Origin of the sequence: Idiomarina baltica OS145, from assembly GCF_000152885.1 — a bacterium.
In the GTDB taxonomy this organism is placed as follows: domain Bacteria; phylum Pseudomonadota; class Gammaproteobacteria; order Enterobacterales; family Alteromonadaceae; genus Idiomarina; species Idiomarina baltica.
Genome location: NZ_CH672404.1, coordinates 52,005 through 75,882, shown reverse-complemented (window position 1 = coordinate 75,882; position 23,878 = coordinate 52,005). Strand labels below are relative to the sequence as shown.

The window sequence follows — 23,878 nt, the reverse complement described above, 5'->3', positions numbered from 1 at the left end:
TTCATGATCTGGGTAGGGGCAATGCGTCATGCAAATTAAACAGTTATTACAACAAGCGATGCAGTCTTTAACGACGTCATCGGATAAGGCTGCCCAGACGTCAGCTCACACACCGCTAGCCAAAGTTGACCAAGCCCAACAACACGCCCGACAAAGTCTCTTTAATGCGCTCACCTCGCAACTCAGTAGCTCGGTTCCTCAGCCACGCTCGTTTGGCGCGGCTCAAGTCAACGCTCAGTTACAGTTGCCTGCTGGGACAGCCTCTACGATACAACAGCAAGTTGAGCAACTGGCGCTTCGTGCAAGCGGTCAAAATCAACCGCCTTTGGGAGCCAAGGCGCAACACACTGCGGTTATGCGACTTGTTGAGCGGATCCTGCAAAGCGATGCCACCCTCCGTCTGCCGAGTTCGACGAACCCGACTCAGTCACCGGCTACAACGTCGAGCGGCGCCACGATCGCGCTCCGCGACTTACCACCTGCGTTACAAAAGGCGCTTACCGAGTCGCTCGGCCAACAGTTGAACCAACAGGTGCAGGTCGCCGCAAGTAGGCAAAACCCGGTGTCATCTACTCCATTGAGTCCACTATCAATGACACTCACCGCGGTCAAGATAGACCAAGCGCAGCTTATATTACAGTTGCAGAGCAGTGCTCGTGTAGTTAGCGACGTGCGCGTACCGATAGCGCAGATGCCCCCTGCTATTTTGCGTTCGTTACTGCAACAACTCACGTGTGAACCGGCGCAACTCGCACAACCCCGGAGTGGGCTGATGCAAGCGGCAATGGCTGAACCGACGGCTGTTGATGGGCGTTTTGTCAAACAAACGCAAACAATGACGCCGGCGCAACTGACGCAGTTTTTGCAGCAAAGCCTCGCCGCCACGCCACCTCAGCAGGGCGAAGTAAAAAATTTATTGAATCAGGTATTGGCGCAGCTCCCTCAAGCCGAGCAATTAACTCAGCCGCAACAACTCACGCGCTATGTGAATGATTGGTTTGCGGCGAAGCCGGTAAGCCCTCAGCCTACTCATCAATTTGGTGTGGTCGGCAAACTGATTGTGGCGTTACTTGGCCTTCGTTTACAGACACAACAGTCTGGTGCCTCGTCGCAAGCCGCTAAAGGCTTAAGCCAGGCCGTGTTAGACCAAATCATGCGCGGTCCGGCTGAGCGCAATCCCGCTAGTGAGCGCCGTTTAGATGCCGCCACGCCAATGACCGCAGAGGTGCGGGAACGACTCAATACGCAACTGTTACAGCAGCCGATGGCGCAGTTACAACGCTTGTTAAGCACGTTATCGCAAACAATGAACTCGGTACAGAGCAGCCAGATGCGGCTTCAGGATAGTCCCAGTCAACAACCGGAATTCTACTTGCTATTGCCATCGCAGAACCCACTCAGTGAAACCAGTACCGAGCTGCTGATTAAGCGTGAGCCCGATGAACAAAATGATGAACATACCGACCGTTCGGTGTGGCTATTTAACTTGCGCTTTGAACTCAAGCAGTGGGGGCCGATGTTAGTTAAAGGGCGTTATCAAGTGGGCGGCACGCGCGTGCGATTTTATACCGAATCGTTGGCAGCGCAGCAGCATCTTCAGCAACAACTGCCAGAGTTAGAGCAACGTTTAACGACATTAGAAGTGGCTAGCGTGGACTTTCAGGTTAAACAAGGCAAAGTGCCTGACACGCTCGCACAACAACACAGCGGCATCATTCGGGTGACGGTATGAGCGATAGTAAACAGAAGCAAGCGATTGGCTTATCCTACGATGGCTTAAATGCGCCTCAGGTGATCGCCAAAGGGTTTGATGAGCTTGCAGAAGAGATTATTGAAGTGGCTAAAGCGCACGGCGTGATGGTACACGAAGATCCCATGTTATCTGATTCATTGGCGCGGCTTAACGTGGGTGAAGAAATTCCGCGAGAGCTGTACGTGCTTATCGCGGAACTGATTGCGTTTTCGTATCTACTGGATGGGCGATTTCCCGATAGTTGGTACTAACTACGCTGATGCATGGCGAGCATCAACTCTGCCTCGGCACGGGGTAAATCACAGGCTTGCATGAGATCGTCAACACTGGCGCCCTGCTCGACCAGTTTCGCGGCTCGCTGATACAGCTTCACCTCGGGCTCTTGTTGCTCTAGCTGCTTTATCGTGCTGGCAAATTGCTGTTGCTGCTGATGGAGCGCTTGTTGCTGAGCTCGCAATTGCTCAAGCGCCTCATGCAGCGGTTGCAATTGTGCCTGATTGTCTTCTGTTTCGGGTTCTGAAGGCGTATTTTGTAACGCGCCCAGCGCCTCGGTCAGCATTAATAGGCGTTGCTGTTGTCGTTCTAATAATTCGGTATGCTTGCGGCTCGTCATTACCGCTACGATCAGTGCAACAATAGCTAGCATCAGCGCCGCTGCTGCTAGCCAAACAGTTATTGAAGTCATCAAATAGTTTTATCCTAACCGCGAAATTTCATCCCACTCTTCATCGGTCAGCATTTTATCTAAGTCGACAAGGATCAACAACTCGCCATCTCGGTTCGAGACGCCTTGAATAAACCGCGCGCTTTCTTCGGTACCCACGTTCGGTGCGCTATCGATCTCAGATTTCTTCAGATAAACCACCTCAGCAACGCTATCAACGAGAATACCGATGACTTGCTTATCCGACTCAATAATCACGATACGTGTGTTATCGGTGATTTCGTTTTCTGGCAAACCAAAGCGCAGACGTGTATCAATAACGGTGACCACGTTGCCACGCAAATTAATGATACCGAGTACATAATCCGGCGCACCCGGCACTGGCGCAATCTCGCTGTAGCGCAACACTTCTTGCACCTGCATGACGTTAATGCCGTAGGTTTCCTCTTCGAGCTGAAAGGTCACCCACTGAAGCACTTCATCATTGCTATCGACTTCAGCTTGTTGTTTTGTTTTGCGGTTTTCAGTTGCCATACTATGACTCCGATTCATTGTGTGGGCCATTTTGCGTATGACCCAAGCCTTTATCTAGCAGTTTAATTAATTCGTTTACATCGAGTAATGCGCACATTCTATTGCGCACGACACCCGCGAGCCAAGGTCGCTTTTGATTGGGGCCGTTACGCCATTGAATCGCATCGGGCTGCAAGGGTTCGCTATCGACCAGTTCCTCGCACAACAGTCCCCATGGGCTATCACTCAATGTAATCATATACTCGTATTTAATACCGTCTTCGACTTCTGCAGTGAGCTTTTCGGGCATCACCCAGCGTGCGGTATCAACCGCCTGCAGCTTGTTACCACGCTCGTTCATGATGCCCTTAAACCAATGCGGTTTGCCAAACAGTGGACTGATTTTACCTAACGTGTGAATGCCACCTAAGCTCTTTAATGGCACGGCGAGTGTCAGCCCTGCCACTTTAAAAAACAACGCTTGGAAGTCATTCTCTTGGTATTCCATCATCGCGTCGGTTGGCGGCGTTGCGCCGTCATCTTGCATATCGGCGTCAACCGCAGTTTCTGTAGCTTTGGCGACTTCCGTCTGCGCGATATCCTGTTCGGCTACCGACTCCGGCACGTCCGGCACAGACTCTGGTTCCGGTGCCCGTTCTGGTTCCGGTGTCAATGCTGGCTCGGTTTTCAGCGCAGGTTCTGGTTCACTCACAGGCTCAGGCTTAAGCGTCTGGATCTTAGGCGTAGCGCGCTCAAGTAATGCCCGCACAGGCGAGTCATCGAAATCAACCGGGGCGGGCTCTTCCTCTAGCAATAGGGCATCGAGGTACTCGGTCATGGCTTGTTCACTTTGGTAGTTTGAGCGACTCACATGACCTCCTATAGGTTCAACTGCTGCAGATAAGTCAGCAGGGTTTGATAAGCCAATACGCCGCGCGATTGAGGCGCAAACATGGAAGGCGGTAACTGTTCATTACTCGCATCACGGAACTTTGTATCAATTGGAATCATGCCATTCCACACGCTTTTACCGTAACGCTGTGCCAGCTTTTTATAGGTATCTAACGAAGCCCGCGTCCGTTTATCGTACAGGGTCGGGATAATCGTATACTGATGCGCTTGTCCGCGAGATTTTTGGATTAAAGCGAGCGTTCGCATCATTCGTTCTAAGCCTTTCAGCGCGAGTGGTTCGGTTTGTACCGGAATTAATACTCGCTCACAACATGCCAAGGCGTTGACCATCAGTACCCCCAGCACGGGTGGCACATCAATTAGTACGTAATCATAACGATGCTCGACGTGCGCTAACGCCCGTTGCAGAACCAGCCCCATACCGCCTTGGGTACCGAGCTTACGGTCTAGTGTCGCGAGCGCCATACTCGCGGGCATGACATCGAGGTGCTCATGTTCGGTCGCGACAATCGCACTTTTCGTTGTTTCTTTATCAACGTTTTTACCCATCGCAAACACGTCGTACGCAGTCGCATCGAGCTCTTCTGCATCAATACCGAAATAAAAAGTAAGCGATGCATGCGGATCGATGTCGATACACAACACGCGTTGACCTCGCTGTTGCAATAAGCCGGCTAACGCCACTGTTGTAGTCGTTTTACCTACGCCGCCCTTTTGGTTTGCGATGGTCCACACATGCATGGCTTAATCTCCGTAACCGACTTCGGTCAGTAACGCACTCGCCATTTGGTTTAAACTGACACTGCGGGTTGAAATACCCGCGCTTGCGACCGCTTGCGGCATGCCGTACACGACACAGCTGGCTTCATCCTGTGCCCAGATGGTTGCCCCCTGCTCTTTAAGCATGCGCGCGCCCTCGCGACCATCCGCACCCATCCCGGTTAAAATAACACCCAGCACTTTACCGCCGTAAGCTTTGGATAAGCTGGCAAAGGTCAGGTCGACACTGGGTTTATAGGTGATACGCCCGGAGTTATCTTCGCGAATTCGTAAGCGTGCTGCTCCGGCTCGCCCTTCCACTAACATTTGCTTACCGCCGGGGGCTAAATAGGCAACTCCAGGCTGTAAGTTATCGCCATCTTCCGCTTCTCGCACGCGGATTTTGCACAAGCCATCGAGTCGTTGCGAGAACGCTTTGGTAAACGCCGCTGGCATGTGCTGTACCATCACGATCGGATACGGAAAGTTCTGTGGCAGCTGCGTCAAAATTTTTTGTAGCGCGACGGGTCCTCCGGTGGAGGTTCCTATCGCGAGTACTTGGTATGCTCGATTAATGGTTAGCCGTTCGGTCGCAACCGGTGCGGCAGTCGACGGTGCTTCACGCGGCGCCGGTTCACGCGCGATTGTCGAGCGCGTCGATGTACGATCGCCAAAGGCCCGAGAGCGGGTGCTTTCACGCGGCGTTATTGAACGCGGGGGTGGCGTTGGGCTGGTTGTACGTGCTGGAGGCCGACGACGAATGCTCGGTTTGGCAGCTATTGCAATGACGCGATCCTGCAGGGTTTTGACTGCTTCTTCGCGATTGCGTGCAACGTCTTCGAATTTCTTTGGTAAAAAGTCCGCCGCGCCTGCTTCTAGCGCGTTCAGTGTTGCCGTCGCGCCTTCATGCGTCAACGAGCTAAACATCAAAATGGGACAAGGTGCATCACGCATGATTTCACGGACTGCGTCGATGCCGTTCATCACGGGCATCTCGATATCCATGGTGATGACATCGGGACGTAAGCTTTTTGCTTGCTCAACGGCTTGACGGCCATCGTTTGCTGAACCGATGACTTTTATCTGACTATTACTTTCAAGAATCTCTGTTACTCGGCGTCGGAAGAACGCCGAGTCATCGACCACTAAAACACTCACTGTCATTTTTAGTGTTACCCGTTATCGTTTCGCGTAGTACTTGAGCATACTTGGCACATCAATGATTAACGCGATACCACCATCACTGGTAATGGTCGCTCCCGCCATGCCTGGCGTCCCTTGCAATAGTTTATCAAGTGGTTTTATCACGACTTCTTCTTGACCGATCAGCGCATCGACCACAAAACCCACTTGTTGGTTGCCGATCTGCACTACTACTACGTGACCGTTTTCGTTGCGCTTATTACGCTCTGGACGGCGCGTCAGCCAATGCTCTAAGAAAAATAGAGGAATCGCTCGTTTACGCACGATCAATGTCAACTGACCATCGACGGTATTGGTCTTTGCCATATCCAAGTCGATAATTTCACTGACCACGGCGAGCGGCAGTGCAAACGTTTGATCTTTTACCTCGACCATTAAGGTCGGTAAGATTGCCAGCGTGAGCGGTACTTTGATGAGTAGTTCAGTGCCTTTACCGAGCTCTGATTCAATTTTAATACTACCGTTCAATTGACTGATTTTGGTTTTTACCACGTCCATTCCGACGCCACGACCCGAGATATCCGACACTTGCTCTTTGGTTGAGAAACCGGCGGCAAAAATCAGATTGTAGGCATCTTCGTTGGACATACGCGCGGCGGCATCTTCATCGAGAACGCCCCGTTTAATTGCGATTTGTTTGAGTTTTTCGGCATCCATCCCCGCACCGTCGTCTTTAATAGACAACATAATGTGGTCACCCTCTTGCGACGCCGATAGTGTTACCATTCCCTCGCGCGGCTTGCCTTTTGCTTGGCGCTCATCGGGCATTTCGATGCCGTGATCGACCGAGTTGCGCACCAAATGCACCAATGGGTCAGCGAGTGCTTCGACTAAATTTTTATCGAGGTCGGTTTCTTCGCCGTGCATCTCGAGATTAATTTCTTTTTTCAGGCTACGTGCCAGATCACGCACGACCCGCGGGAAGCGGCCAAAGACTTTCTTGATAGGCTGCATCCGGGTTTTCATCACCGAGCCTTGTAGGTCGCCGGTTACGACATCGAGGTTGGCGATGGCTTTGCTCATTTCTTCGTGCTTTTGATCGTCGCTGTTGCTGAGGCTTAACAGGCGGTTTCGTACTAACACGAGCTCACCGACCATGTTCATGATCTCATCAAGACGTTTGGTATCCACTCGCACAGTGGTTTCTGGGGGCGGTGGTGGTGGCGCGGCGGGCTTCTTCGCCGGCTGCTTGGCTTGCTCTTTTGATGGTTCAGCTTTTTTCGGCTCGGGCTGTTTAGGCGCTGCTTTTTGAGGCTCGGGCTTTTTGGCTGCTGCGGGTTGTTGCGCTGGCTTTTCTGCGGCTTTGTTGACTTTAGGGGCCTTGCCTTTGCCGTGCAGATCGTCGAGCAGCGCTTCAAACTCGTCATCGGTAATTTCGTCGCTGTCGCTTTTGCTGGCTGATTTTTGCTCTTCTTGCTGTTTTTCTGCGCTGGTTGGGGCTTTACCCGAACCGTGGAGTTCGTCGAGCAAGGCTTCGAATTCGTCGTCTGTGATCTCGTCGTTATCGGTGTGGGTGTTTGGTGCTTCTTTTTTATTGGCTGTTTTTGAGGCACCGGGGCCTTGGCCTTTGCCGTGGAGTTCGTCGAGCAGGGCTTCGAATTCGTCTTCTTGGATGTCGTCGACTGTGTTTTCGGCGTCGTTTGTCGCGCCAGAGGCGCGACGTACGTCGGCGTCGTCGTCGGCGGCGGCGGCGTCGGCGGTGTCGTCTTCAGACTCGGGTTGGGAGAGCTTGTGGAGGGTTTCGAGGAGCTCGCTGTCAGCGGCTTCGGGTTCCTCTCGCGCTTGTAATTGAGCAAATTGGGCATTGATGGTGTCGAGCGCTTGCAGGATCACGTCCATGAGGTCAGACGTGACTGTGCGTTGTCCGTTACGCAAGGTATCGAACACGTTTTCTGCACCATGACAGGTATCGACCAGTGCCGAAACGGCAAGAAAGCCGGCGCCCCCTTTTACGGTATGAAATCCTCTAAAAATCGCATTGAGAAGATCTTTGTTTTCGGGGTCGTTTTCTAATTGAACGAGTTGCTCGGATAACTGCTCGAGGATTTCTGCTGCCTCGATTAAGAAATCCTGTAAGATCTCTTCGTCCATCTCAAAGCTCATGCGCTGCTCTCTCCTAGAAACCTAAGCTTGATAATAAGTCGTCCACGTCATCCTGATTTTCTACAACATCGTCGCGTTGCTCAGGGTTTATGATCGGTCCTTCTGCTGCATTCTTATCGACTGCTTTTACATTTTGTTTAGCTTGAGATTTTTGCTCTTCACCAAACAACTTGAGCAGCTCGATCAGATTTTTCTCAACGTCTTCTACGAGTTGAATCACCCGACGGATGATCTGACCGGTAATATCTTGATAGTCCTGCGCCATGAGCACTTCTGTCATCAAACCATGGATCTGCGGCATGTTTTGTCCACATTCGCGCATTAACGCATCGACTTGATGACACATTTCTTTGAATTCATTTAACTGAATATCGTTGCTCATGAGGCGCTGCCACGCAGGCATCACCTGCTCTACGCGCTGATGCATCTCATCTGTCATGGGCAGACAGGCTTCGACGGCGTCCATCGTGCGGTTAGCCGCGTCTTCTGTTTTTTCAATCACATATTGCAGACGATTCTGCGCATCGGGCAAATCGTCTTGTGTCAGTTGCATGATACGCGGATCGAGTTGGAAGTCTTGCAAGGCTTCATGCAGGTCTCGGGTGAGTTGCCCGACAGAGGTGAACAACTTATCATCATGCTCTTGATGGAAATCGTCTAGCCATTGATCGGCTTTAGACTGCTCTCCCGCTTCAAGCCAATCAACCAATTGCTTCGCTTGCTTGAGCGATATGCTTGCTGATGGTTTTACCATAGCCGTGCCCACTAACTGATACGTTCAAAGATTTTATCGAGCTTCTCTTTCAACGTTACAGCGGTGAAAGGCTTCACAATGTAGCCGTTCACACCGGCTTGTGCGGCTTGAATAATTTGCTCACGTTTGGCTTCGGCCGTGACCATTAACACGGGTAAGTGCGCGAGGTCATCGTCTTTACGAATTTCCTTAAGTAAGTCGATACCTTGCATCCCCGGCATGTTCCAGTCAGTTACGACAAAATCAAAGTCACCTTGTTGGAGCATCGGTAATGCGGTGTTGCCATCGTCAGCTTCTTGGATGTTGGTGAATCCAAGGTCACGAAGAAGATTTTTGATGATTCGTCTCATTGTTGAAAAGTCATCAACAACAAGAATTTTCATGTTTTTATCCAAAGCTCCCTCCACTTGGGCTCTCGATTACTACGATAATTACTCTACCCAGCTCTGCATGCGTGTTTTTAGGCGCATCATTGCTTGGCTATGAATTTGGCTCACGCGTGATTCGCTCACGCTGAGAACTTCACCGATTTCTTTCAGGTTAAGTTCCTCATCATAATACAACGAAAGCACTAATGCTTCACGTTCGGGTAAACCCGAGATAGTTTCGACGAGTGCGCGATGAAAGGCATCGTTTTCAACGTCTTTCTGCGGCTCGTAGTTTGCACCGGTTACTTGCTCAGGCATAATAGCATCTTCGGAGACGCCTAGATCTTCAATTCCGATAATTCGTCCCGAGTTTACATCGCGCAAAATAGCGTGGTATTCCTCGAGCGGCATTTCTAATTTTTCGGCAACTTCGACATCTTTGGCATCACGCCCGGTTTCGTTTTCGACCTGTCGAATCGCTTCGAGTACACGCCGATGATTGCGATGCACTGAGCGCGGCGCCCAGTCACCACGGCGTATCTCGTCTAACATTGCGCCGCGAATACGAATGCCCGCAAAGGTTTCAAAGCTCGCGCCTTTGCTATTGTCAAAGTTTCGTGCTGCTTCCAGTAAGCCAATCATGCCGGATTGGATCAGATCATCGACCTGAACGCTCGCGGGAAGACGCGCCATCATGTGATGAGCTATGCGCTTCACGAGCCCCGTGTGTTGTTCGATAATCGCTTGGCGATTATCGGCATGGGCACTGTAAACAGCCGCTTTATTCATTGGCAACATCCTGCTTCTTACCGTTATCGGCCGATCCTATTAATTGTTCAAGGAAAAATTCGAGATGCCCGCCAGGCTGCGCCGGCACTGGCCAGTCGAGCGCACGCTGCGCAAGGGCTTTAATTGCTAATGACGCGGGAGACCGAGGCTGCATTAAGACCAACGGTTTTTGTTTGCGTACCGCCAGACGAATATTGTCATCGAACGGAATTATGGCGGCCAATTCTATCGCGACATCTAAAAACCGATCTGTGACTTTAGTCAACTTATTGAATAGCAGTTGCCCTTCGCGCAAATTACGCACCATATTGGCAACCACTTTAAATTTGAATACGTCCTGCTCTTTACTAAGCACTTTCATCAATGCATACGCATCGGTGATTGAAGTCGGTTCATCACACACCACAAGTAATACATCTTGCGCGGCGCGTGCGAAGCGTACGACCGTGTTACCGATACCGGCGGCGGTATCGACAACCAAGACATCAAAATCACCTTGTAGGTCGCTAAAAGCGCGGATAAGTTCGGCGTGCTGAGTCTCGTTCAGCTCTATCATTGAGCGCGTTCCGGAGGTGGCGGGCACGATTTTGATACCGGCGGGGCCTTCAATCAAAATATCTCTCAGTTCGGCTTGTCCACTGAGCACATGTGAAAGATTTTTTTGCACGCGCAGCCCAAGCATCACGTCGACATTGGCGAGACCTAAATCGGCATCCAATACCAATACGCGTTTGCCTTGTTCGGCCATCGCAATCGCCATGTTTAAAGAGATGTTAGTTTTACCCACACCGCCCTTACCACCGGTTACTGCAATGACTTTGACTTTGCTCTGTTTCATCTTTCTTAAGCCACTTGCTTGATCCATGCGCTCTAACTCTTACTGCTGGTTGATGCTTGATTCGTTAAGGCCCATCACTGGACCGCCTGCCAACTTGATTTTGGCATGTCTGACACATTCGAACAAATGCTTTTATCATACAAGCGCTCAGCCTCGGTCACCATATAATGTTCATCAGCTACACGGATATCCTCGGGTACTTGTTGACCATGAGTCAAGTAACCGACGGCGAGACCTTGTTCGATAGCAACACTGATACTCTCACCTAAGCTTAAGCACTCATCTAGCTTAGTAAAGATGCACCCTGCTAGCGGCAGTGTTTTGAATTGCTTGACGGTATCGTTTAGCACTTGTGTCTGCGCTGTAGCAGATAATACCAAATAAGGACGAATTCTGAGACGTTTATTCTGCAGAATTTGTCCAAGCTGTTCGCTCAAGCGCTTATCGCGTTGGCCCATACCCGCCGTATCGATAAGAATCAGACGCTTATCACGCAGGCTCAGCATCGCATCTGCCAGTTCTTTGGCATCGTTTGCGATTTTTACAGGGCAGCCGATGATACGACCATAAACTTTTAATTGTTCACTGGCGCCGATACGGAACGTGTCCGTGGTGATTAAAGCGACCGAGTCAGATCCATGACGCTGGGCATAACGTGCAGCGAGCTTGGCGATGGTGGTGGTTTTACCAACACCCGTTGGCCCGACTAAAGCGACCGCACCGCCACGAGTCAAAATATCGTCATGGGTGGTATTGAGCTGACCTTCAAGAAGCTGTAGCGCTTGCTCCCAACTATCCTCGATATCATCGCCTTCGGGAATAAAGCATGCAATTTGATCGGCAATACGTTCACTGATCCCCATTGTCATTAGGCGCTTAACAAGCAATGCGCGCATCGGCTCTTCGCGTTCGATTTCTTGCTTCATCAAACCGCTCAACTGATGTTGCAACAGATTTTGAATACCTTTGATTTGCGATTTTAGTTCAGCGATTTCACTTGCACTGCCGCCGCCCACATAATCTGGAATATGATTGTCGGGCTCGGGTTCTTGCCAACTTGGTTCATCATTCGCTGAGGTGGTCACTTGAGGCTCCGGCTCGCTATATGCCTGCTGGGGCTGTGATGGCGAAGCTTGCGACTCCGCCTGGCGCGCTAAAATTTCGGCAAGCGAATTGGCTGGCGTGGACTCTGTCTCAGGTGCAGGCGTCGGTGCAGGTTGTGGCGCCGCAGGTGACTCGGCATCACCATCGATTGCCGCGACGATCTCAACGCCGCCGTTGACCTTTTTGTTCGACATGATAACGGCATCGGGTCCGAGCGTTTCCTTTACTTGCAATAACGCACGACGCATATCCTCAGCAAAAAAGCGCTTCATTTTCACAGGTCAATCCCCCTATCATTGAGCTGCTGGTTGTTGTTGTCCACCAATCGAGCTCACAATTCGAATCTGTTTATCGTCTGGAATTTCTTGGTAACTCAGTACCCGCATTCCGTCTGTTGCGTGTCGCGCAAAACGCGCCATCGTTGAACGAAGGAGCCCAGATGTCAGTAAAACGGATGGCTCGCCGTTCATCTCTTGCTGTTGATGAACATCTTTCAACGACTGCTGCAGGCGTTCTGCTAGGCCAGGTTCAATGCCTGCGCCTTGTTGTTCGGCTTCATTGCCTGCTGCCTGTAAAGACTGATGCAACATTTGTTCCAACTCTGGCGCCAAAGTAATGACAGGGAGTTCTTGTTGGCCTTCGGAGATATCTTGAACGATCAGTCGGCGTAACGAAATACGCACTGCCGCAGTTAACACATCGGTGTCTTGAGTGCGTCCGGCGTACTCGACTAATGTTTGTACAATGGTACGCATATCGCGAATAGCGATGCCTTCATCCAGCAAGTTTTGTAGCACTTTGACAAAATTGCCCAGTGACAATAAATCGGGTACCAGACCTTCGACTAATTTCGGATGACTGCGACCGAGGCGATCGAGTAACTCTTGTGCTTCTTCATGACCGAGTAGCTGGGATGCGTGATTGGTTACAATTTGGCTGAGGTGCGTTGCCACAACGGTTGCGGCATCGACCACGGTGTAGCCCATGGTTTGCGCATTATCGCGTTGTTCAGGTCGGATCCATACCGCTTCGAGCCCAAACGCAGGATCGGTGGTTTTTTCACCTTCCAGCTCGCCAAAAACTTGACCCGGATTAATCGCGAGTTCGCAATCATGACGGATCTCGGCTTCGCCCATGGTCACCCCCATCAGCGTGATGCGATAACTGTTAGGACCGAGATCGAGGTTGTCGCGAATATGGACGGCAGGCACAAGGAAGCCAAATTCTTGCGACTGCTTTTTACGGACCCCTTTGATGCGCGATAATAATTCGCCACCCTGACTTCGATCGACCAACGGAATTAAGCGATATCCGACTTCTAACCCGAGCGTATCCACGTGACGCACGTCGTCCCAACTGAGTTCCTTTTGCGCCAGCTGCTGTTGTTGCTCTTGCTGCTGTTGCTCAACCTGTTCAGTTTCTTGGCTCTCGGCATGACGCATTTTGTAATAAGCCGCGCCGGCCAATACAGCCGACATGGATAAAAAAGCAAAGTGCGGCATACCTGGAATGACGCCCATCGCAAAGAGCACCGCACTTGAGATGACCAACACTTTAGGGTTGTTGATGAGCTGGAACACCACCGCATCGCCCATATCTTTGGTGTCGTTCTCGCGCGTGATAATAATTGCTGTAGCCACAGAGAGTAAAAGTGCGGGGATCTGTGCCACCAAACCATCACCGATGGTGAGCAAGGTGTAAACCTCAATCGCTTGACCAAACGACAGGTTGTGCTGGATCATGCCAATTAAGAAACCACCCACCACGTTGATGAGCAATATTAAGATACCGGCAATGGCATCGCCCTTAACAAATTTACTGGCACCATCCATGGAGCCATAGAAGTCGGCTTCACGAGTAACATCACTTCGGCGCGCTTTGGCTTCCTCTTGATTGATTAATCCGGCATTGAGGTCAGCATCAATCGCCATTTGTTTGCCGGGCATCGCGTCCAAAGTAAAGCGCGCAGTCACCTCTGAGATACGCCCTGCGCCTTTAGTGATAACGATAAAGTTGATAATGACCAAAATCGCAAACACCACCAAACCGACAGTATAGTTACCACCGATAACCACACTACCGAACGCTTCAATGACACTACCGGCGGCACCGGGGCCTTCGTGACCATTCAGCAACACTACACGGGTGGAGGCGACGTTCAGCGACAGGCGCAAGACCGTGGCGATGAGCAGCACCGTAGGAAACGCGGCAAAATCGAGCGGGCGTTGGGTATAAACGGCGACCAACATCACCACGAGGGAGAGCGTGATAGAAAACGAAAACAACACGTCGAGCAAGAATGGTGGAATCGGTAGTACCACCATCGCCAATATTGCCATGACCGCGAGCGGGGTACCGAACCCTTTAATTAAGTGTGAGTTTGCCTGTGCTAACCCTTTTAAATTGTTCAGTTTTGCAGCACCACTTGCCATACTTCGTTTCCTGCGCGTCAAAAAAATGATTCTCTGCCGAACAGATACAAGTTTTATGCCAACACAATCAGCTTATCGCTTACGCTCGTATCGGATGACTCGGCTAGGTATTTCGGGTGTTTAGATTTAGCTTTGTGCGAGGTGTGATGTAAGAGGAACGAAGTGATGCCGAGTAGCTTGCTCGAATGGTCTGTGTGCTCTTTGTTGAGTTTAGTATTAATGGGCGCAGGCGTGCCCGCGATGCAAAATACCACCTCACAACTTGAGGCACGAGCGCTGGCGTTGCGCGGACTCAACTTGTTGCAAGCGTATCAAGCGCGCGCACAAGCGCAAAAACGTCATATTAAAGTGCCCCTGACATTTATTAAGCATGCGTTAGATACACGAGGGTGGCAGTTTTCGAGTAATTATGATGACGAGACGCGGCCGTTGACTTTTTATGCGCCGCAAGGATACGCCCGCGCCGGTCGTTTGAATATGCACAAAGGTGAGCTTCATTTACGCTGGGTGATTAGTGCCTTAGGTCGCGTACGCTATTGCAATGCGGGCACTGTCGAACTTCCGGGGGTTGCGACATGTGTTTAGCCCGATGTGCGGTAGCTCACTATTGTCGTGGCATGGCACTGATAGAGTTAATGGTGGCTTGCCTGCTAATGGCGCTGCTCGCTAGCTCATCGGTGCAAGTTATTCTTTGGCAGTTGACGACGGTAACATCGGCGCTAAAGCAAGCCCATACGCCACTTGAAATACACAGTCTGGCGTTGCAATTGGGCCGCGATATATTCGGCAGCCAGTCGATTACTTTACACTCGGGTTCCAACGGTCAGTCGTGCTATATCATCTTAACCGCAGCGGAAGATCAGGTGGGTTATCGGCTTAACGACGGTGTTTTGCAGTATCACGGTAATGCAGTTAATTGTGATGGGCGTGGTTGGCAGGGACTCTCTGTGGCACAGAGCGCGCCCCTCACTCAATTTGAGGTTATTTCAATGAACGCCGGTTATCTTATCCGTCTCGCCAGTCCCGACTACGTCGTCGAATTACCCTTGAATCATTTTAATGGAATAGATAGGAGTGCCGCCCATGAGCAGCTTTATGACTCCCCTACTGTCATTGATTGGCATACATGCGTTGATCATGCTCTTTGCAACCAACCAGCTGAGTCTGCTTTCACAACGCTTCATTTGGCAATGGCAACAGTATCAAAGCCTACAACAACGCGCCTATGAGCAAACCAAGGCACAGAGGCTCGGCACTTATGGAGGCGATGGTCATGACTTTGATCATGAGTATCGCACTCGCCAGCGGGCTCACGACAGTACAACTTACACAGATGGAGCTCGCTCAATTGGCACAGCGTCAGCGCGCGCTTTTAGCGTTGCAACGCGCGCAACAGTCACTGATGGACATCGTCAACAAAGATGATTTAGTACGTTGGCATGCAAAGGCTGCTAAAATTAGGGTAGAGAAAGTATGGCACTCAGCACGGCAAGCCACGTTTTGGCTTACCCATACTGAACTTGATGGGGCAATACCCGTGTTTATTGATCTGACTAGCGAAGATCCGGCGGAATACTAAACGTAATGTTTTCCTCGCGCCCTTGGCGCTCACTGACGGTTTTACCGCCCCATGTTTTTAATTGCTCGATCACTTCACGTACTAAGACTTCGGGCGCCGAGGCTCCCGCGGTCACCGCCACACGGTCAATATCGTTAAGCCATTCGCGTTGGATGCCATTGGCATCATCAATCAAATAAGCCGGTGTGCCCATTTTTTCTGACAATTCGCGCAGCCGGTTGGAGTTTGAGCTGTTTTTTGCACCCACCACCAACATTAATTGCGCTTCCTCAGCTAATTGACGTACCGCATCCTGACGATTTTGTGTGGCATAGCAGATATCATCTTTGCGCGGTCCGTTAATGTTTGGAAACCGTTGACGCAAAGCATCAATCACATCCGCCGTATCATCCACCGACAGCGTCGTTTGACTCATGTAATGTAAATTATTTGGATCTTTTATCTCGAGCGTACCAACATCCTCGGGTGACTCCACCAAGTAGATGCCGCCCTTCGGGTTCGCGTATTGCCCCATCGTACCTTCGACTTCTGGGTGCCCTGCATGGCCTATCAAAACACACTCATGACCTTTTCGACTCGCTCGAGTGACTTCCATGTGTACTTTGGTCACCAACGGGCACGTCGCATCAAAGACTTTTAATCCCCGATCCTTGGCATTTTGACGTACCGCTTGTGATACGCCGTGCGCGCTAAAAATGACAATCGCTTCATCGGGCACTTCATCGAGCTCTTCGACAAAGACGGCTCCCGCATCACGTAGCTTATTGACCACATATTTGTTATGGACGACTTCATGCCGCACATAAATGGGCGGTTCAAATATCTCAAGCGCTCGCTCGACGATGGTAATGGCGCGATCGACGCCGGCACAAAAGCCTCGTGGGTTAGCGAGTAGTATTTGCATAATTCCTCCGTGTGCCCGTTACGGCTCCACGCTAATAATTTCAACTTCAAAAATCACCGTTTGGCCTGCCAAAGGGTGATTAAAATCGATGGTCACGGTGGGTCCTTCGATTTTTCTCACGATACCTGGTAATTCTGTACCGTCCGGCTGGGTAAAAGCGAGAATAGCGCCCACTTCGGGTTTGGTCTCGTCGCTGAATTTAGACGAATCAACATAATAGTAATTGTCGGGATTAGGTTCACCAAACGCATCTTCAGGTGGCAAGGTAAACTCTCGTTCACTGCCTGGACGCAAGCCAATTAAACACGCTTCGAAGTTTTCGGTTAAGCTACCGTCGCCCATCCGAAACTTAGCCGGTTTGCCCGACATCCGCGTACTATCAGCCACTGAGCCATCACTTAGCTTAATGGTGAAATGCATGACCACTTCGCGGCCATCTTCAATAGGTAAACGTCCCACGACTACTCCTTACCTTGAGTCTCTTCTGGATCTCGGCGATTATCAATAAACGCTTCTAGTAGCATAAGTATGGCGCCTAGTGTAATTGCACAATCTGCCACATTGAATGCTGGCCAGTGCCAGCCTTGATAATGGACGTCGAGAAAATCAATAACATAGCCAAATAGAAAGCGATCCGTCACATTGCCAATGGCGCCTGCCAAAATCAACGAGAATGACAAATTTTGACGCCAAAAGCTCACATCATTGCGACGCAACCAGATCAGCAATACCACGCTGACGGCGACCGCTATCAGGGTAAAGAACCAACGTTGCCAGCCGCCACCGTCGCTTAAGAAGCTAAATGCCGCACCATAGTTATGCACGTATGTGAGGTTAAAAAGACCATCAATAATAATGCGACTTTCGTATAGCTCGAAATCGCTCGCCACCCACCATTTGGTGAGTTGATCGATGATGAAAATCGCCACCGTGACCCACAGATACTGCAGGCCCGATGCACGTTTGTTAGGCTTTACTGATTGAGCTTTAGGCAAAGTGACGCTCCTCCCCTGCTCCGTCAATATTGCTTACGCAACGCTGACATAGATCGGGGTGCTCGCTGATTTGACCGACTTCTTCACGGTGATGCCAGCAACGTTCACATTTTTTGTGAGCACTTGCAACCACAGCCACGGCAAGCGGCAATTGCTCGGCTTTTACCGCGCTCTCTGGTGCATCCGCAAGGTCCGCGACTGATGCTTCTGAGGTCAGTAGCGCAAAACGTAACTCCGCACCTAAGCGCTTCAGTTTTTCCGCGAGTGCCGTATCCGCATATAAGGTCACTTCAGCTTGCAGCGAGCCACCAATGACATCATCACGACGCGCTTGTTCAAGCGCTTGGTTAACCGCATCACGTACATTCAGTAGCTCAATCCAGAAGGTATTTTCCTCGCTACTTACGCCGGCAAATTGTTCAAAGCCTTCATACCATGCTTGAGTAAATACGTATTGCTCACGTTCACCCGGCAACAGATCCCAGATTTCTTGCGCGGTAAAGCTACAAATCGGCGCCATCCAACGTACTAGTGCTTCGGCAATATGATGCAATGCTGTCTGACACGAACGGCGCGCCAAGCTATCCGCTTTAGCGGTATACTGGCGGTCTTTAATGATATCCAGATAGAAACTACCCAGTTCAATCGAGCAGAAGTGCATCAGTTTTTGCACCACCGACAAGAACTGATAGTTGTCGTAGGCATCCACCAGTTGTTTCTGTAAGTCAGCTGCACGGCCAACAATCCAACGGTCCAACTCGACCATCTCGTCCATCGGCACTTGGTGCTGCTTAGGATCATAACCGCTCAAGTTCGCTAACAAGAAACGCGACGTGTTACGGATACGGCGATACGCATCGGCTGAACGCTTAAGGATCTCATCTGATACGGTCATCTCGCCTGAATAATCTGCCGAAGCGACCCACAAACGTAAGATATCGCCGCCGAGTTTATTCATTACGTCCTGCGGCGCAACTACGTTACCGATTGACTTCGACATCTTGCGACCTTGCGCGTCTACGGTAAAGCCGTGCGTCAGCACTTGACGGTATGGCGCTTGTTCATACATCGCGACACCCGTTACCAATGAACTTTGGAACCAGCCGCGGTGTTGGTCAGAACCTTCAAGGTATAAATCTGCTGGCCAGCTTAAGCCCGGGAATTCACGTAATACACAATGGTGAGTCACACCCGAATCGAACCAGACATCTAATGTGTCGGTCACTTTACGATATTTGTCCGCTTCATCACCTAACAAGGTCGCCGGATCAAGATCGAACCATGCCTGAACACCGTCTTTCTCGATAAGCTGAGCGACCTGTTCCATCAGCTCAAGGGTGTTGGGATGCAGCTCTTCGGTTTCGCGATTGACGAAAATCGCGATCGGGTTCCCCCACGTCCGTTGACGGGAGATACACCAGTCTGGACGGCCTTCAACCATTGACTCGATGCGGCTTTGACCCCACTCGGGTACCCAACGCACTTGCTTGATTTGCTCAAGCGCTTGGCTACGTAAGCCTTTTTGATCCATGCTGATAAACCACTGTGGTGTAGCACGGAAAATAATCGGCGTTTTATGGCGCCAGCAATGCGGATACGAGTGCTTATAACGCTCAGCGTGCATCAAGTTACCTGCATCACGTAAGGCATCGATAATAGGCTCATTCGCCTTGAACACGTGCTGTCCAGCAAAGCGCGGCGTATCTTCTTTGTAAACACCGTTGTCGCCCACCGGATTATAGACTTCTAGATCGTATTTTTGGCCCACCAAGAAGTCATCTACACCGTGGCCCGGTGCGGTATGCACACAACCTGTACCGCTTTCGGTGGTAACATGGTCGCCCATGATCACCGGCACTTTGATATCAAATAATGGGTGGTCGAGCTTCAACAGCTCAAGCGCTTTACCTTTGCAGAAGCCTAACTTGTGATAGTGATTAATGCCCCAACGGTCCATACAATCATTTACCAAGTCACTCGCAAGAATGACACGCTCAGCCTGTTGGTCGTCAGTTGCTTCGATTTGCACTAACGCGTATTCAAGTCCTTCGGCAAGCGTTACCGCACGGTTAGCCGGCATGGTCCATGGCGTGGTGGTCCAGATCACCATGCTCAGTTTGCCTTGACCCTGATGTCCTTCTGGCGTCGTGAACGCCGCCAGTGCTTTATCACTATCCGTGAGCGGCATGCGCACATCGATAGCGGGTGATTCTTTATCTTTATACTCGACTTCTGCTTCGGCTAATGCTGAACCACAATCTGTACACCAATGCACAGGCTTAAAGCCTTGATGCAAATGACCTTTATCGATGATTTTAGCAAGCGCGCGCACACTATCCGCTTCTTGCTTAAAGTTCATCGTTAAATAAGGATTATCCCAGTCACCCAATACACCCAACCGTTTAAAGTCTTCGCGCTGCTGGTCAATTTGCGTCTGCGCGTAGTCACGACAGTGTTTACGGAACTCCGCCAAGTCGAGCTTTTGGCCCGGTTTACCGTGCTTTTTCTCGACTTGCAGTTCGATAGGCAAGCCATGACAGTCCCAGCCTGGGGTGTAAGGTGCATCAAAGTCGCTTAGGGTTTTCGACTTAATGATAATGTCTTTGAGAATTTTATTGACCGCATGACCAATGTGGATCTGACCGTTTGCGTACGGAGGTCCATCGTGCAAAATAAAACTTGGCTTGCCCTGTTTGGCTTTACGGATCTCGCCATAGAGATCGTCTTGATACCATTGTTTGAGCATGCCCGGCTCGCGTTTAGCGAGGTTTCCGCGCATTGGGAACGCCGTTTCCGGCAAGTTTAATGTGTGCTTATAATCACTCATGGGTCACTGTTTCCATTTTCCGCATATTTACTGACTATCGTGGCCGTTCAACTTAAAAGCGCTCGGGCACGAGCGGCATCTTTCTCTATTTGCTGTTTTAAATGTTCGAGCGAAGCAAAGCGCTGCTCGGATCTTAATTTGGCGACCGGTGTCACGGTTGCGTGCTGACCGTACAGGTTGCCTGAAAAATCAAATAAATGCACTTCTAATTGGACTTCATCGCCGTTAAGCGTAGGTCGCGTACCTAGGTTGGCGACACCGTGGTATGTGCCTTCGGCGCGGCTGTTTGTCGTCGCGCCCAAGGCGCGACCTACATTGATTTTAACCGCGAATACGCCGTGCAGCGGGCTTTTTAACCGCTTCAATGGAATATTAGCCGTGGGGAAGCCAATGGTACGGCCATTTTTACGACCATGCACGATCTTGCCCATCATTTGATACGGACGCCCCAGCATACTTTCGGCACGCTCAAAGTCGCCCTCGGCAAGTGCCGCGCGAATCGCAGTACTGCTGACCCGCAGTTGTTGCTGACGGTAGCTACGCGTATCGACGACTTCAAAACCCAGCCGTTTACCCTCGCGTTGTAATAGCGCGAAGTCGCCTTCGCGTTTGTAACCAAAGCGAAAATCGTCACCCACCACTAAAAACTTCACACCCAACTTTTCGACTAATACATTTTCAATAAATTCGATAGGCGGTTGGCTGGCAAATTTACGATTAAACTCAATCACTAAATGGCGGTCGATCTGCTGATCGCGCAGCGCTAAATATTTTTCTCGCCAATTAGTGAGTCGCGCCGGTGCTTTTTCGGGCTGGAAGATTTCTTGCGGCTGCGGTTCGAATGTCATCACCGCGGCTGCCACACCCAGTGCGCGCGCCTGCGCTTTTACTTGCGCCAGCACGGCTTGATGACCAAGATGTACGCCATCAAAGTTACCAATGGTAAGCACGCATCCATGATGTTCTGAGCGCAAGTTGTGTATGCCGCGAATGAGTTCCATAGCCGAACAAAGTACCACTAATTAAATGTATAAAAATAACTCGGGTGAGATTATAACCGATGCTGCGTTCAGAATCAGTATTCTTGCGCACGCAAATGGCGTGGTCTTAATCCACTGAGCATCAACACCAACAAATAGACCCCCGCACCTACGCCAATAATTTGCGCTAATTGCCAAGGCCGCGCAACGAGCGACATTTCACGCCATTGCTGGGTTGATGGGGTCAACCATAATACCACCCCGACCATCACCGCTACAGCAGCCACTACGCGGATGATGAAAGACCAAGTTCCCGGCTGTGCTACAAGGACACGTTCTCGATAGAGTGTTATGCCAAGCAACAAGGCATTGAGTGCCGCCGATGCTGCCGTTGCCATGGCTAAGCCAACATAGCTAAACGGGATGGCAAAAGCGATATTCAGCCCCATGTTTGCGACCATCGCAATGATGCCAAATTTAACGGGTCGTTTGGTATCTTGACGCGAATAAAACCCGGTCGCTAAGACTTTGACCAACATAAAGCTCAACAGCCCCGCCGAATAAGCCATCAGGCTGTAGGATGCCATCTCGGCATCGTTGGGCGTAAATGCGCCGTGCATAAATAACACCATTAGCATGGGTTCGGCGAGAAAAAAAAGGCCCGCCATCGCCGGTAAACCGAGCAAGAGTACCATCCGGATCCCCCAGTCAAGTGTCGCCGAGAAATTTTGCGTTGATTGGTCGACATGGCGCGAGGACAGCGCGGGCAGAATAACGGTGGCAATGGCAATGCCGAATAGTCCGAGCGGAAACTCAAGCAAGCGATCGGAGTAATAAAGCCAACTAATTGAGCCGGTCATTAAAAAGCTGGCGATCAGCGTATCGAGTAATAGGTTAATTTGACTGACGGAAACACCAAATATCGCCGGTAACATTAACTTACGAATGCGCGTGACACCACTATCGTGCCAGCTCCAACGCGGTCGAGTGAGCAGCCCTGCGCGTTTTAGAAAGGGAAGTTGAAATAGAAACTGGATTAAGCCACCAAAAAATACCCCCCAGGCTAGACCAAACTCAGGCTGCTCAAGGTTAGGCGCCAACCAAATCGCGGCTGCAATAATCGCAATATTCAAGAAAACAGGCGTAAATGCGGCCACAGCAAACTTACCCAGCGTATTGAGTATAGCGCCCGCCATCGCGGTGAAGGTGATAAACCATAAATAGGGAAAGGTGATACGGAGTAGATCGCTCGCCAGCACAAACTTCTCACTTTGTGGGCCATCGTTCCACCAATCTAAAAACCAACCGGTGCCAAACAGCGCAGTCACAACCGGGGATGCGATCATGCCGACGAGTGTCACGATGGTAACAATGGTTCCGAGTGTTCCCGAAACCCGTGCGATCAGAAGTCGCTGTTGGTCAAGGGGTTGCCCTTGTTTGTACTCGGTCAGCACTGGCACGAAGGCTTGTGCAAAGGCACCTTCGGCAAATAACCGACGTAAAAAATTAGGAATTTTATTGGCGAAAAAAAACACGTCCGCGGCGGCACCTGCGCCCATGAGATTCGCAATCACTACATCACGTACGAGGCCAAGCACTCGTGAAATCAGAGTCATTGCGCTGACGATGAATCCTGAACGTAGCAAGGCTTTAGACACGACTTCTCCTGATCGGACTATGAAAAGCGTCAGTGTATCAGATTATTCACCCCAAACTATTTTATTTCGGCCGGTCTTTTTAGCCTCGTACAAGGCTTTATCCGCGTGATCGAGTACCGCTTGTTCCAAATCCTCGTACGCAGCCGTTTCATTGTCGATGAACAAAGCCCCGATACTAATGGTGAAGTTGATCGCATGGTCATCGACACGTACTACTGACTGCTGAATATCTTGCCTAATCTGCTCAAGTATTGCCGCGGCAGCCGCTTGCGTCCCGCCGTTTAAAATCAAGGCAAACTCTTCACCGCCTAAACGAGCAACCATATCGTCCGAGCGAATATGACGCATCAGCGTCTCAGCATCCATGCGCGCTTTATCTAGTTGAACCGCATAAAAGAGCGCGCCGAGCGCATCGAGTAGTTCGGCCTCTTTCTTTTCGGTAATGTCCCGATGCGTACCCGTCAAACGTATTGCCTCACCGGATTCACTTCGCTCAACAACACGGCCATAGGTTTCTATCCATACCCAGTATCCGTTTTTATGACGCATGCGGTAAATAGTCGAAAACGCCGGCGTCTCGCCTGCCATGTGCTGCTGCAGTTCACGCTCAACACGCTTTAAGTCCGCCGGATGAACAAGGCTCTCCCAAAAGTAGAGCGACGGGTCAAAGTTAGCGTAATCGATACCTAATAATTCACACCAGCGTTGATTGACCTTGTTGGTGTCTGATGGCACATTCCAAT

At 50.7% G+C, this 23,878-nt stretch carries 24 protein-coding genes; 5 read left to right on the top strand and 19 right to left on the bottom strand.

The features are described 5' to 3' along the window. Nucleotides 1-28: 28 nt before the first annotated feature. Complete coding sequence (locus OS145_RS12965) at nt 29-1,732, top strand: flagellar hook-length control protein FliK (protein WP_006954908.1); 1,704 nt, start codon at nt 29-31, stop codon at nt 1,730-1,732. Next, nucleotides 1,729-2,004, top strand: a complete 276-nt coding sequence (locus OS145_RS04025) for an EscU/YscU/HrcU family type III secretion system export apparatus switch protein (RefSeq protein ID WP_006954907.1) — start codon at nt 1,729-1,731, stop codon at nt 2,002-2,004. The genes OS145_RS12965 and OS145_RS04025 overlap by 4 nt, the downstream gene beginning before the upstream one ends. Here the strand turns inward: OS145_RS04025 and OS145_RS04020 are convergent. Genes OS145_RS04020 through flhA form a run of 12 tightly spaced genes read right to left on the bottom strand, consistent with a single transcriptional unit; the run spans nt 2,001 to nt 14,192 of the window. Then, the gene (locus OS145_RS04020) at nt 2,001-2,438 is read right to left on the bottom strand and encodes a DUF2802 domain-containing protein (RefSeq protein WP_006954906.1); all 438 of its coding nucleotides are present in this window, start codon (nt 2,436-2,438) and stop codon (nt 2,001-2,003) included. The genes OS145_RS04025 and OS145_RS04020 overlap by 4 nt on opposite strands. A gap of 9 nt (nt 2,439-2,447) precedes the next feature. After that, entirely contained in the window at nt 2,448-2,951 is a 504-nt protein-coding gene (locus tag OS145_RS04015) for a chemotaxis protein CheW (protein ID WP_006954905.1), read from the bottom strand. A gap of 1 nt (nt 2,952) precedes the next feature. Then, nucleotides 2,953-3,801 carry a chemotaxis protein CheW gene (locus OS145_RS04010; protein ID WP_006954904.1) on the bottom strand — a complete coding sequence of 283 codons (849 nt, stop codon included), beginning with the start codon at nt 3,799-3,801 and terminating at the stop codon, nt 2,953-2,955. An 8-nt stretch (nt 3,802-3,809) separates the two neighbouring features. Continuing rightward, nucleotides 3,810-4,583: a ParA family protein gene (locus OS145_RS04005; protein WP_006954903.1), complete on the bottom strand. Its 774-nt coding sequence runs from the start codon at nt 4,581-4,583 to the stop codon at nt 3,810-3,812. Between the two features lie 3 nt (nt 4,584-4,586). Then, nucleotides 4,587-5,765, bottom strand: a complete 1,179-nt coding sequence (locus OS145_RS04000) for a protein-glutamate methylesterase/protein-glutamine glutaminase (RefSeq protein WP_006954902.1) — start codon at nt 5,763-5,765, stop codon at nt 4,587-4,589. Between the two features lie 15 nt (nt 5,766-5,780). Then, nucleotides 5,781-7,907, bottom strand: a complete 2,127-nt coding sequence (locus OS145_RS03995; protein WP_006954901.1) for a chemotaxis protein CheA — start codon at nt 7,905-7,907, stop codon at nt 5,781-5,783. 13 nt (nt 7,908-7,920) lie between these two features. Next, a complete protein-coding gene (locus tag OS145_RS03990) occupies nt 7,921-8,661 on the bottom strand; it encodes a protein phosphatase CheZ (RefSeq protein ID WP_040487746.1) in 741 nt (246 codons plus the stop codon). Nucleotides 8,662-8,672: 11 nt separating this feature from the next. Further along, the gene (cheY, locus tag OS145_RS03985; protein WP_006954899.1) at nt 8,673-9,056 is read right to left on the bottom strand and encodes a chemotaxis response regulator CheY; all 384 of its coding nucleotides are present in this window, start codon (nt 9,054-9,056) and stop codon (nt 8,673-8,675) included. Between the two features lie 36 nt (nt 9,057-9,092). Continuing rightward, complete coding sequence (locus tag OS145_RS03980; RefSeq protein ID WP_006954898.1) at nt 9,093-9,818, bottom strand: RNA polymerase sigma factor FliA; 726 nt, start codon at nt 9,816-9,818, stop codon at nt 9,093-9,095. Then, on the bottom strand, nt 9,811-10,683 hold the full coding sequence (locus OS145_RS03975; RefSeq protein ID WP_006954897.1) for a MinD/ParA family protein: 873 nt from the start codon (nt 10,681-10,683) through the stop codon (nt 9,811-9,813). Before OS145_RS03975 ends, OS145_RS03980 begins: the two co-directional genes overlap by 8 nt. Before the next feature lie 47 nt (nt 10,684-10,730). Next, on the bottom strand, nt 10,731-12,038 hold the full coding sequence (flhF, locus tag OS145_RS03970; protein ID WP_040487709.1) for a flagellar biosynthesis GTPase FlhF: 1,308 nt from the start codon (nt 12,036-12,038) through the stop codon (nt 10,731-10,733). A 15-nt stretch (nt 12,039-12,053) separates the two neighbouring features. Next, nucleotides 12,054-14,192 carry a flagellar biosynthesis protein FlhA gene (gene flhA / locus OS145_RS03965; protein ID WP_006954895.1) on the bottom strand — a complete coding sequence of 713 codons (2,139 nt, stop codon included), beginning with the start codon at nt 14,190-14,192 and terminating at the stop codon, nt 12,054-12,056. A 165-nt stretch (nt 14,193-14,357) separates the two neighbouring features. On the opposite strand from flhA, the gene OS145_RS03960 reads away from it, so the two are divergent. Genes OS145_RS03960 through OS145_RS03950 form a run of 3 tightly spaced genes read left to right on the top strand, consistent with a single transcriptional unit; the run spans nt 14,358 to nt 15,771 of the window. Continuing rightward, on the top strand, nt 14,358-14,777 hold the full coding sequence (locus tag OS145_RS03960; RefSeq protein ID WP_006954894.1) for a hypothetical protein: 420 nt from the start codon (nt 14,358-14,360) through the stop codon (nt 14,775-14,777). After that, nucleotides 14,768-15,421 (top strand): PulJ/GspJ family protein, encoded by a 654-nt coding sequence (locus OS145_RS03955; RefSeq protein ID WP_131382134.1) that lies wholly within the window; start codon nt 14,768-14,770, stop codon nt 15,419-15,421. Before OS145_RS03960 ends, OS145_RS03955 begins: the two co-directional genes overlap by 10 nt. Before the next feature lie 44 nt (nt 15,422-15,465). Continuing rightward, a complete protein-coding gene (locus OS145_RS03950) occupies nt 15,466-15,771 on the top strand; it encodes a hypothetical protein (RefSeq protein WP_131382132.1) in 306 nt (101 codons plus the stop codon). Here the strand turns inward: OS145_RS03950 and ispH are convergent. The 7 genes from ispH to OS145_RS03915 form a co-directional block, all read right to left on the bottom strand. Further along, a complete protein-coding gene (gene ispH / locus OS145_RS03945; protein ID WP_006954891.1) occupies nt 15,746-16,675 on the bottom strand; it encodes a 4-hydroxy-3-methylbut-2-enyl diphosphate reductase in 930 nt (309 codons plus the stop codon). The two genes, OS145_RS03950 and ispH, sit on opposite strands and share 26 nt — an antisense overlap. Before the next feature lie 18 nt (nt 16,676-16,693). Continuing rightward, nucleotides 16,694-17,134 carry an FKBP-type peptidyl-prolyl cis-trans isomerase gene (fkpB, locus tag OS145_RS03940; protein WP_006954889.1) on the bottom strand — a complete coding sequence of 147 codons (441 nt, stop codon included), beginning with the start codon at nt 17,132-17,134 and terminating at the stop codon, nt 16,694-16,696. Nucleotides 17,135-17,136: 2 nt separating this feature from the next. Continuing rightward, nucleotides 17,137-17,670, bottom strand: coding sequence for a signal peptidase II (lspA, locus tag OS145_RS03935; protein ID WP_006954887.1), 534 nt, complete (start codon nt 17,668-17,670; stop codon nt 17,137-17,139). Then, entirely contained in the window at nt 17,663-20,497 is a 2,835-nt protein-coding gene (gene ileS / locus OS145_RS03930; protein ID WP_006954886.1) for an isoleucine--tRNA ligase, read from the bottom strand. The genes lspA and ileS overlap by 8 nt, the downstream gene beginning before the upstream one ends. Nucleotides 20,498-20,544: 47 nt before the next feature. Further along, complete coding sequence (gene ribF, locus OS145_RS03925) at nt 20,545-21,498, bottom strand: bifunctional riboflavin kinase/FAD synthetase (protein ID WP_006954884.1); 954 nt, start codon at nt 21,496-21,498, stop codon at nt 20,545-20,547. 74 nt (nt 21,499-21,572) lie between these two features. Continuing rightward, nucleotides 21,573-23,135, bottom strand: a complete 1,563-nt coding sequence (murJ, locus tag OS145_RS03920) for a murein biosynthesis integral membrane protein MurJ (protein ID WP_006954882.1) — start codon at nt 23,133-23,135, stop codon at nt 21,573-21,575. Nucleotides 23,136-23,177: 42 nt separating this feature from the next. Continuing rightward, complete coding sequence (locus tag OS145_RS03915) at nt 23,178-23,870, bottom strand: sensor domain-containing diguanylate cyclase (RefSeq protein WP_006954876.1); 693 nt, start codon at nt 23,868-23,870, stop codon at nt 23,178-23,180. Between the last annotated feature and the right edge of the window lie 8 nt (nt 23,871-23,878).